The organism is Corynebacterium sp. HMSC05D08 (genome assembly GCF_001807215.1).
Lineage (GTDB): Bacteria > Actinomycetota > Actinomycetes > Mycobacteriales > Mycobacteriaceae > Corynebacterium > Corynebacterium striatum.
Map to the genome: position 1 here is coordinate 3490 of NZ_KV788296.1, position 9319 is coordinate 12808.

At 58.9% G+C, this 9319-nt stretch carries 11 protein-coding genes and 1 pseudogene; 4 read left to right on the plus strand and 8 right to left on the minus strand.

Annotation, left to right across the window (positions count from 1 at the left end; genetic code table 11):
• The coding region (locus HMPREF3148_RS13945) for a transposase (protein WP_246818792.1) at window positions 1-332 on the plus strand (332 nt) is incomplete at its 5' end.
• A 162-nt stretch (window positions 333-494) separates the two neighbouring features.
• Here the strand turns inward: HMPREF3148_RS13945 and HMPREF3148_RS02055 are convergent.
• Window positions 495-1346: a trypsin-like serine protease gene (locus HMPREF3148_RS02055; RefSeq protein WP_049147424.1), complete on the minus strand. Its 852-nt coding sequence runs from the start codon at window positions 1344-1346 to the stop codon at window positions 495-497.
• Window positions 1327-2166 carry an acetyltransferase domain-containing protein gene (locus tag HMPREF3148_RS02060; protein ID WP_049147422.1) on the minus strand — a complete coding sequence of 280 codons (840 nt, stop codon included), beginning with the start codon at window positions 2164-2166 and terminating at the stop codon, window positions 1327-1329. The genes HMPREF3148_RS02055 and HMPREF3148_RS02060 overlap by 20 nt, the downstream gene beginning before the upstream one ends.
• Before the next feature lie 83 nt (window positions 2167-2249).
• Between HMPREF3148_RS02060 and HMPREF3148_RS02065 the strand changes: the two genes are divergently transcribed.
• On the plus strand, window positions 2250-2918 hold the full coding sequence (locus HMPREF3148_RS02065; RefSeq protein WP_193391061.1) for a response regulator transcription factor: 669 nt from the start codon (window positions 2250-2252) through the stop codon (window positions 2916-2918).
• Window positions 2915-3946, plus strand: a complete 1032-nt coding sequence (locus HMPREF3148_RS02070) for a sensor histidine kinase (RefSeq protein ID WP_070508610.1) — start codon at window positions 2915-2917, stop codon at window positions 3944-3946. Before HMPREF3148_RS02065 ends, HMPREF3148_RS02070 begins: the two co-directional genes overlap by 4 nt.
• On the opposite strand, the gene aac(3)-XI is transcribed toward HMPREF3148_RS02070, so the two are convergent.
• The 6 genes and pseudogenes from aac(3)-XI to HMPREF3148_RS13465 all read right to left on the minus strand — a co-directional run bounded on the left by aac(3)-XI (window position 3943) and on the right by HMPREF3148_RS13465 (window position 8143).
• Window positions 3943-4389 (minus strand): aminoglycoside N-acetyltransferase AAC(3)-XI, encoded by a 447-nt coding sequence (aac(3)-XI, locus tag HMPREF3148_RS02075; RefSeq protein WP_046095284.1) that lies wholly within the window; start codon window positions 4387-4389, stop codon window positions 3943-3945. The genes HMPREF3148_RS02070 and aac(3)-XI overlap by 4 nt on opposite strands.
• 217 nt (window positions 4390-4606) lie before the next feature.
• A pseudogene (locus tag HMPREF3148_RS13035) lies at window positions 4607-5026 on the minus strand (transposase family protein); the annotation flags it as partial.
• 164 nt (window positions 5027-5190) lie between these two features.
• The gene (erm, locus tag HMPREF3148_RS02080) at window positions 5191-6045 is read right to left on the minus strand and encodes a 23S ribosomal RNA methyltransferase Erm (RefSeq protein ID WP_005390949.1); all 855 of its coding nucleotides are present in this window, start codon (window positions 6043-6045) and stop codon (window positions 5191-5193) included.
• Between the two features lie 99 nt (window positions 6046-6144).
• Window positions 6145-6210: an erythromycin resistance leader peptide gene (locus HMPREF3148_RS14210; protein ID WP_071569110.1), complete on the minus strand. Its 66-nt coding sequence runs from the start codon at window positions 6208-6210 to the stop codon at window positions 6145-6147.
• A 50-nt stretch (window positions 6211-6260) separates the two neighbouring features.
• Window positions 6261-7439, minus strand: coding sequence for an IS256-like element IS1249 family transposase (locus HMPREF3148_RS02085; protein ID WP_005323424.1), 1179 nt, complete (start codon window positions 7437-7439; stop codon window positions 6261-6263).
• A 302-nt stretch (window positions 7440-7741) separates the two neighbouring features.
• Window positions 7742-8143, minus strand: a complete 402-nt coding sequence (locus HMPREF3148_RS13465) for a hypothetical protein (RefSeq protein WP_049152276.1) — start codon at window positions 8141-8143, stop codon at window positions 7742-7744.
• 82 nt (window positions 8144-8225) lie between these two features.
• Between HMPREF3148_RS13465 and HMPREF3148_RS02095 the strand changes: the two genes are divergently transcribed.
• Window positions 8226-9206 (plus strand): SMI1/KNR4 family protein, encoded by a 981-nt coding sequence (locus tag HMPREF3148_RS02095; protein ID WP_049152275.1) that lies wholly within the window; start codon window positions 8226-8228, stop codon window positions 9204-9206.
• Window positions 9207-9319 lie beyond the last annotated feature (113 nt).

Genomic DNA, 9319 nt, shown 5'->3' on the forward strand with positions numbered 1-9319 from the left:
ATATGTCCGACTTCCCCGATGCAGCGCACCTAGCGTCCTATGCAGGCCTATCACCGCGGACGAATCAGTCGGGAACGTCCATCATGTCGAATTCGCCCAACCGGGCTGGCAACAAAAAATTAAAGAACGCCCTATGGCAATCGTCTTTTGCATCGATCAGATTCCACGAGCGTTCCCGGCAATTCTATGAACGAAAACGCAAAGAAGGCAAAAGACACAACGCCGCAGTTGTCGCACTCGCACGCCGGCGCCTCAACGTTCTCTTCGCCATGATGCGTAGCGGCGAGCTCTACCGAGACATCTCCACAGTCCAAGAGGTCACAGCAGCTTAGAACCAACAGCTCCCATCCAAGCCGATTGAGCAGCAAGCCCAATCGGCTCCTCGAGATGCCCGAAAACAACATTCACACGGCGAAGCAGAAGCCCTTCATACCCCCAACAACCTCACCCACGGAGTTGACAACCTATATAGGAACACCCCCTCAACACAAAGCCTAGTTGGAGCGGCGGCGCAGCAGCACCAGGAACCCAGCAACGACGAGGGCCAAAACGCCCAGGCCGATCGCGACGTTGCGCCAGGAAGCCGATGGCTCAGCCTCAGCTTCCGGAGAAGCGTCCGCGGAAGAATCCGCACCCTCACCACCGACGACGCCTCGGATCCACTCGGCCTGCTCGGCAACCGGCGCCACCGCGACGGCGGCATTAGAGGTCATTTCCTCCTCCGTCGGGTTGTCCGGGTCCTCGAAGAGTCCAGCCGACATGATGCCGGCGACCTTGCCGTCGGCGAAGATAGCGCCGCCGGAGTCGCCCGGCTGGATACGGGCGCCGTTCTTGAGGGCGACCTCGAGGGCGGTTGGGGCGTCGAAAAGGGCGAGCGGGGAATCGCCGCGGACCTCGGCCTCGGCGGAGGGCAGCTCGGTGGAGCCTCCCGAGCCGTCGGAGGACCAGCCGTAGATGTTCACAGCGCCGGCGGGGACCTCGTCTGCAACCTCGGCGAACGTATCTAGCTGCATTTCCTCTTCGGTGTGGAGCAGGGCGATGTCGCCGCGCGGGGCAACCTCGTGGCGGTCCACCTTGTAGACGCGCTGGTCGTCTCCCTGGCCGGTGCGCACCGAGCCGCCCGGCTTGGCGGCGGCCTCGACGCAGTGGCGGGCGGTGATGACCCAGTGGGGGTCGATGGCGGTGCCGGTGCAGACGCCGTCGTCGGGATCGGAGTCGTCGACACGCACGGAGACCACGGGCTTGGCTTCGTCGACGTCGCCGGCGAAGGTGGTGCTTTCCATCGCCCATGCGGGCTGGGCGACGAGGGCGCCTGCGACGGCGAGGCTAGCTGCGAGCTTTTTCACGATTGTTCTCCTTCACTACCGCGGTGATGCGGCGAATTACAGTTTCAAGCGGCCCGCGCTGAAATATCGCGAGCCATACGTAAGCGATCACGATGGCGCCGCCCACGGTCACCCAAACGTTGAGCCACTCGGCGGTGAGCACGTGGATGCAGTACAGAGTCAGCGGCATACGGCCCAGCGGGGCGAGCCATCCGAGCCAGCGTTGCGCCAGGCAGCACAGGGCGCAGATGCTTATCGACGCCCCCACGCTGCCCACAACGTCCATGAGTCCTCCGGTGTGGCCGGTGGCGTCGAGAAGCGGTGGCAACGGTGTGGTCCAGCGCAGCGCCACATCCAGGGCGAACAGCGCCCCGCCGACCACGAGGCCGGGCCACAACGGCATGTAGCGTTTGAACAGGATGCCGGCGATCATGAGCGTGGCCCACATCATGGGCGGGTACGGCCAGGACGACGGCGCGAGCACCGCCGAGCCAAAAGTGAGGGCGCACGCGAGCCACAGCAACAGTGGTGTGTCCCAGCGTGGCGCCCAGGCGAGCAGCGCCATGCAGACCCCGATGGTGCCGAGCACCACCACGATCGACCCCGAAAATGGGGCGAGCGCGAAGTGCAGGGCGATCAGAAGGATGCCGCGCACGATGAACTCGGCGGGCTGGGCGCGCATGTACCCCATTGAGACACCGGCGATGAAGGCGAACAGTGCGGCCGGGAAGCCGAACAGCACCTGTGCAGTGATGCCCTCTTGGACGGTGAGGTGCGCGACCATCATGGCGACGAGTGCCACCGCGCGGGCGGCGTCGATTCCTACGTTTCGGGTCTGCATGGCTGTGGAAGTTACGCAGCCAGATGTTGCGGTGACGTTAACGTGGGCGCAACACCCCCGCCGATACGATCGGGCTCATGACAATTCGGGTACTTGTGATCGACGACGAAGCCTATCTCGCCGACGCCATCGCCACCGCACTCAACAACGCAAACATGCAGGCTAGTGCCGTGTATGACGGCTTGGAGGCGCGTTCGCGTATCGACGACACCCGCCCCGACGTCGTCGTGCTCGACCGGGACCTGCCGGGGTTGCATGGTGATGAGGTGTGCAGGTGGGTCGTCGATACGCATCCCGCGACCCGGGTGATCATGCTGACCGCGTCCGGCTCCCTGGACGACAGGCTGGAAGGCTTCGGGCTCGGCGCCGACGATTATCTGCCCAAACCGTTCGAGGTGCCGGAGTTAATCGCGCGGGTTAATGCGTTGGCGAAGCGCAACGCCCCGGCGCGCGGCGAGGTGTATCGCTGCGGGGATGTGCGCCTAGACACCTTTCGGCGCGAGGTCACCCGTGGTGGCGAGACGGTGCCACTGAGCCCGAAGGAGTTCGCTGTGCTCGAGGTACTCATGGAGGCCGACGGCGGGGTGATCTCTGCCGAGGACCTGCTCGCGGAGGCGTGGGACGAAAACGCGGACCCGTTCACCAACTCCCCGCGCGTGACGGTGTCGCACCTGCGCAAGAAGCTAGGCGAACCGCGCATCGTGCACACCGTGGCCGGCGCCGGCTACTACGTGGCGGAGGAGGAACGATGAGGCTGAGTTTGCGGGCCCGCATTACGGTGATGTTCGTGGCCACGGTGCTTGGGATGGGGTTGGCTCTGATCGGGCTGGTGTATGCCTACCTGAAGCTCACCCCGGTGCCGGTAACGGCCACCTTCCCCACGGTGGAGGACGGTGTCATCATCGACGGTGCCGTGCCGATCACCAGCGAGATCCTGCGCCGCGTCCTCCTCGCCTCCCTGTCGGTACTTGCCCTGTTGCCCCTGCTTGCGGGTGTGATCGGCTGGTTCGTGGCAGGCCTGGTGATCAAACCTCTTCGCGACATTGCCGACGACGCCGCCTCCGTCACCCGCGGCGACCTCTCAGCCCGCATCACCCACCATGGTCCCGACGACGAGGTCGGCGAACTCGCAGACGCGCTCAACGTCATGCTCGACGAATTGGCGGGCGCAGTGGAGCGCCAGCGCCGGTTCGCCTCCAACGCCTCCCATGAGTTGAAGACTCCGATCGCAACCATCCAGACCATGGCAGACGTGGCCCTGACCGGCGACGACGGCGGGCTGCGTCCCACGCTAACCCGCGTGCGCGAGGTCAACGCCCGCAGCGCCGACACCGTCGCCGCCCTACTCCAGCTGGCCAACGTGGACGTGCGCGACCGGCAGCGCCTCGACCTGGCAGAACTGTGCCGCGAGGTGTGCGCCGACCGCAACGTCCCCGCCGACGCCGTGCCCGTGACCGTGGACGCCTCCCCCACCCTGACCCGCCAGGCGGTGGACAACCTGGTGCGCAACGCACTCACCCACGGCAACAACCCCGCGCTCACCCTGCGCAAGGTGGGCAACTTCGCTGAGGTCACCGTGGAATCCGGCGGCGAGACCTACTCCGCGGCCGAGGTTGCAACCTGGACCGAACCATTCGCGCGCGCCGAACGCACCGCAGGTGCCGGCCACGGGCTCGGGCTGGCACTCGTCGATGCGATCGCGAACGCCCATGGCGGATCCCTGGTGCTTGCGCCGCGGGCCGGTGGTGGGCTCGTCGCAAAGCTATCGCTTCCGGCCTAAAGCTCCCGGATGTAGAGCAGCATGCGGGAGCCTTGCTCGATGTTGGTCAGGCCGTGGCGTTCGTAAAAGCGGCGCGCATCGGTGTCTACCTCGTCGACGTTGATTTGTAATTCGCCGGCGCTGTGCTTGCGGATCTCCTCGAAGACCCGCTGCAGCAGCGCCGTGCCGACCCCGCGATTGCGGTGGGCAGGTGCGACGTAGAGCTCGTCGAGCATCGCCACCGGCCCGTCGTAATACGGGCTCGGGCGCAGGGTGACGTAGGCGAAACCAATATCGCCGGCGAGGAGAACGAAGGCGTCGTCGTGTGCGATGATCTGCGCAAACCGCTCCTCAAGGCCTTCGGGAACCGGGGTATCAAACTCTGTGTTGAAATCGCGCAATAGCTTTGCGACGACCCCCGCGTCCGCTACCTCCGCGACCCTGATCTCGTTGGTTGTAGTCATATGCGCACACCTTAACGGGTTAAGCGACAAAATGTGTGTCTGCTATCGGCGTGTCGCGGGGTTAGATGTGGCCTTTTTGGATGCCGATTGAGTGTGTGAATCCCACTGTCGTGGGTTTGATGAGGTAGTCGATGTTGCGGAAGCTTTGGCATCGGCGTGCGTTGTGCTCCGTACGTTGTTTCAAAAACGGGTTTCATCAAACGGAACAAAACCTGGGACACTTCATATCCCACCCCAGGCCTAATGACTTGGGTGCAGCGGCAACGCTCATCCGATTTAGGCAGAGTCGTTGCAGGATCCAGTGGGTCACCTGGTCCGTGGTCTTTGAATTGTCGGGCGCGCAGGCAAGGCCAGCACGGAAGATCTTCTGCAAGCAACGCTTGTTGGTGCACCGGTAGCGTGGAAGGCGCACATGAAGGCGTGTTGGGTGGCCGACGATGGGCAGATCGACCAGGCTGCGGATGACGTGGTCGCGGAATACTCCAGGCTGCCCGCAGGTAGGGCATTCATTGATCGGCTCGACGGGTTCGGCTTCAATAACAGTGACGTCACCGTTTTCTGTGGCACCGGTGATAGTAGTTCCTAGTTTTGCGGTGCGGCAGATGGTATCGACGATGACATTTCCGTTAGGCTGCACAGTAGGTCCTTAGTTTTGTACGGATGGATTAGATACCTTTTTCCTACAAAGCCAAGGACCCCAATATCTTGTGCCACGCCCGAACCCCCGGCGAACTAATCAATGCACTCTAAAACCGGAAGAGCCCTTTTAGTACTACTGGTGGATTTCGGTTTTGGTGGGGATTAACGCCGCCGGCTTCGGTTTTTCCGTTGAGGAGGTCGTTGACTACTTCCCGATGGTGAAATGGGTCGATGGTGAGGTAGAGAGGAACCAGTCACCTGGAAGAGATCGATCCAGTCGTTGGTGTGCAATCTGGGAGGTAGGGTCGCGGGGTCGATTCCTCGCGAGCGCAACCATGATTGTGTTTCTGAACGTGATGAAAACAACCCTGCCCTTCGGAGAATTTCCCCTATCCCGCGTCCCCGGGCAGTGAAAACGGTGTGCACCATCGCCTGAAAGGCTTTGCGCTGCTCTATCGGAATCTTCGGGTCACCCACCCGGCGGATCACTAAGATCCCCCCGTCAACGTTTGGCTGTGGCCGGAAAGCAGTCCTTGGTACCCGAGAACCCAGGTGAAATGTGAACCATGGGGACCACTGAGCCGTCATCATCGTGCTTGCGCCTACCCCGGCCCGGCGGCGAGCGACTTCCCACTGCATGAGGAGTACAGCGTCAGTCCATGCTGGCGCATGCAGCAACTTTCGAAGAATGGCAGTGGTGAGGTGAAAGGGAATGTTTCCCACAATGACGCAGGGAGTGGCGGGTAACCGGAAGTTAAGGAAATCATCATGGACCACTTCGACCGCCGCCGAGGAGGTTTCTTGTGTGATTTTGGCAGCTAGTTTTGCGTCCACTTCAACTGCCGTTATCGCCCTCCCCAAGTGGGCCATCGGGTGAGTGAGGGCACCGCTTCCTGGTCCGATCTCAATGATGGGGCCGGAGGTTTGTTTCACAAGGTCGATGATGGAGTTGATGATCTTGTGGTTGGTGAGAAAATTTTGGCCATGCTCGTGACGGCCGTGTCCGTATGCAGACATCAGGTGTGCTCCTTGGATTTGAAAGGGAGCCGGGCATGACAAATAGCCGCCCGGCTAAAGGACCGGAGCGGTTTTTAACCTACGGGGTAGGAAACCGCCTTAGCGGTTGGTGCGCAACCGCAAGAAAGCGGTACCTGAAATCAACATGGGTCTAATTATATCCATTTAAAGGGTTAAGGGTCAAAATGTGTGTCTGGCTCGGCGTGTCGCGGGGGTTAGATTTGGCCTTTTTGAATGCCGATTGAGTGGGTGTAGTCGGTGTCGATAGCGTTGTCGTAGAGGGCTGGGCGTCCTGTTTCGTGGTCGGCTTGGTTCTCGGTTTGGGTCAGGGTGGATACTTTGGCGAGTTGGCCCTGGCCCCAGTCGGACTGCCTGGCGATTCGTACTGGATCGTCAGGCAGTTCCGTTTTTAAGTAGAGCCACCAATCCAGCATGCGGCGTTGTCGTTCGCCTGATCTGCCGCGGTGGGTTCTGGCGAGCAGTTTGAGCTGGGCGTTGATGCCGCCTTCTAAGCTGTTGGTGGTGGATTTGATCCGCTCGGGCGCAAGGACTCCTGCTGGCGGGTTGAGGTAGACAAACAGCATCTCGGACCGCCAAAGATGGTTGAGGCTGTTGTAGGCCTTGCGCACGTTGTGGTGGGTCCACACGCGGGTCCATGCACCTGTTTTGGGGTCTTTGATCATGGTTTTCTCGTTCATCCATTCCCGGTAGATCGTTGAAAACTCGTGCAGTTGCACACCCCACGCGGCGGCTTCATCCAGTGTGGTGATCCGGGTCAGTTTCAGCGCAAGTCGGTAGATGGTGCGCCCGGCATCGGTGCGTGGGTTGGTGGTGGTGTAGCGGCGGACCACGCGTTGGGCGTGGACGAGGCAGCGTTGAATTTTCGTAGTCGGCCAGCACTTTTTGATTGCGCTGTATGCGCCTTGGCCGCCGTCGATGACGGCGATGAGTGGGGCTTCGATGCGTTCAAGCAGCAGTTGGTAGTCGCGGGTGGTTTCGTGTTTGCACCAGTGCCAGGCGATCACGTGGTCGATGGTCGCCGCGACGATCAGGCAGCCACCGGCGGTGTAGGTGCCATCGAGAAATACCTGGTCGTAGATCCGCTTGTGGTGGCCGGCGGTGGGGTCAGGCACATCAACGAGCCAGCACCACTTGAAGCGCCGCTTCATGGTGGCGCGGCTAACACCGTTTCGTTTGGCTAGGTCGTCGAGTGATATTGCGGTGGTGCAATGCTCGATGAACTGGGTGAACACTGCCGCGTTGGTGATGTCGTTTCGACGTTTGACGCTGGAGGCGCCGCATTGTTTGCAGCGCCATCTGGTGGTGCCTTTGCTGGTGGTGCCGTTGCGTTTCATTTCACCGCCGCAGTGGCAGCGTGGTTGGTTCTTCGACATTGCGACACCACACCACGCCGCGCATAGCACATCACGGCTGCCACACCGAGGATTTCCCGTCGGGGGCTAGATATATGCTTCCGGAGCATATACTTTCCGGAAACCTACAGGTCAATCCGTGAAAATCCGCGATTCCGGACACACTTTTTGACCCTTAACCCTTCTTTGAGACTGGTGGCTAAGTTTAGAAGTTCATCTGGATTATCTGCGGGGCGTTGCTGAGGCAGATTTCTCTGTGCTGCGCGAAAGCAAACATAGAATTAAAGGGTGGATTCGCCGCAGTCAAGAACTTAGCCAGAGACCTAGCGGCCAACAATCCTTTCAATAACACGACTCTCGAGGGATTCGATAAGACTGCCCCAGGCGTCAGGCCCCCTGTCAACCTTTTCATCACTTTCTGCGAGGGTGTCATCTATCAGAGTGTTTGCTACTTTTACCCAAGTATCGCAATCTGCACCGTTCGGCACGGAGACTTGTTTTACCGTCCGGGCAGTGTCCCAGTCCGGACTCCTTTCAGGCACATATTTATTTGGAAATTCCGGACCGTACACCCTACATTCCAAGAAGTTATGGTCTGCTTCACGTAGAGCTTTCAGCTCAAGCCGAGGGGAAAATAGATCAAATCCAGGGTCCCCGTTCATCTCCGATCTCTCTATCAAATTAATTACGCGAGAATTATCATTTTTACTGCTATCAATATGCATACCGTCAACAGTATCTAGTTCACGATCCTCCTACCATTGATCGCCCCTTTGAGGTAAACCCCTCGAATCGTAAAGGACAATCATGAAAAACTACGCCAACCTTTTTGAGTACACTGCACAGCCAGCAGACAGTCAACGCATCCTTGAATTTGAAAGCAAGCTTGGCAAAAAGCTACCTGATGATTACAAGATGCTGCTTTCAGAAACTGGAGGCGGCATCCTCAACCTAGAAAAATGCTTCCTTACAGATATTTCCCTGCCTGATGGGGACACCTTGGAGGTCGTTGTTGAAGATATCTTCGGCAACGGCACAGCAAGCAATGGCGCTCATGTTGATTTGATTGACTACGCAACCTTCCTCATGGATGAGTGGGAGATTCCCGAAGAAGTCCTTCTCTTGGCTGCTAGCGAAGACGGAATGCATCAATGCTTTGTCATTAACTACGGCTTGCCAGATTTCCCAGAAGGCGCCGTATTGTACGTGGATACCGATCCCGATGGGATCATCATGCCCGTTGCAGAATCAGTCGACGCATTCTTGTCTAAGCTAGGCCCCTACCCAGACCAAGAAGAAACGGTTGAAGATGCAGAGCCGGATAACATCGGGATCAATGGTGTTCGATATGGATCCCTTTCTGAACCTCTCCGAAAGGCGATATCTGCCACTCCAACACCAGGAATCGAAAAGCTTTTAAAACAGGCCACAGAGCTCATCACCAAAGATTTAAATCCAATAATCACCGAGAATAGCCCTGAAAGTCGAACCTTTTACGACGTTGTGTATTGGATTGTTCAGCATATTGAGCCCCAACACGATCCTGAAACATTTGCCAACGGAGGCCGAGAAGGACAAATACTAACCTTCCCAGAACTCATGAAGAACTCATTTATAGTTCCTGGTCAGAAATACGAACTCGGCTACACGCTCGCATCCTTAATCATGTGGTGGGATCGCAGAGTCAAAGAAGGAGTTCTCAAAGAAACCGACAACGGTTTCATCCTCGACGAGAATTACGCCGGTAGCGTCTTCGATCGGCTTCGCCAAGGAGAGATCCAAAACTAGCTTTTCCAGAATTGTTGTCCCCGCGCCCAGCATTTGAAAGCAATCGCCCAAAGTAGAGGACACCATTACTAAACAATGGGGTACACCCAGTGCGACAGATGTGTCGCAAAAAT

Coding starts and splice junctions, on each gene's coding strand:
- HMPREF3148_RS02060 (WP_049147422.1), bottom strand. CDS start 2,166: ATGCAGACCCGAAACGTAGGAATCGACGCCGCCCGCGCGGTGGCACTC.
- HMPREF3148_RS02070 (WP_070508610.1), top strand. CDS start 2,915: ATGAGGCTGAGTTTGCGGGCCCGCATTACGGTGATGTTCGTGGCCACG.
- erm (WP_005390949.1), bottom strand. CDS start 6,045: ATGTCTGCATACGGACACGGCCGTCACGAGCATGGCCAAAATTTTCTC.
- HMPREF3148_RS02085 (WP_005323424.1), bottom strand. CDS start 7,439: ATGTCGAAGAACCAACCACGCTGCCACTGCGGCGGTGAAATGAAACGC.
- HMPREF3148_RS13465 (WP_049152276.1), bottom strand. CDS start 8,143: ATGCATATTGATAGCAGTAAAAATGATAATTCTCGCGTAATTAATTTG.
- HMPREF3148_RS02095 (WP_049152275.1), top strand. CDS start 8,226: ATGAAAAACTACGCCAACCTTTTTGAGTACACTGCACAGCCAGCAGAC.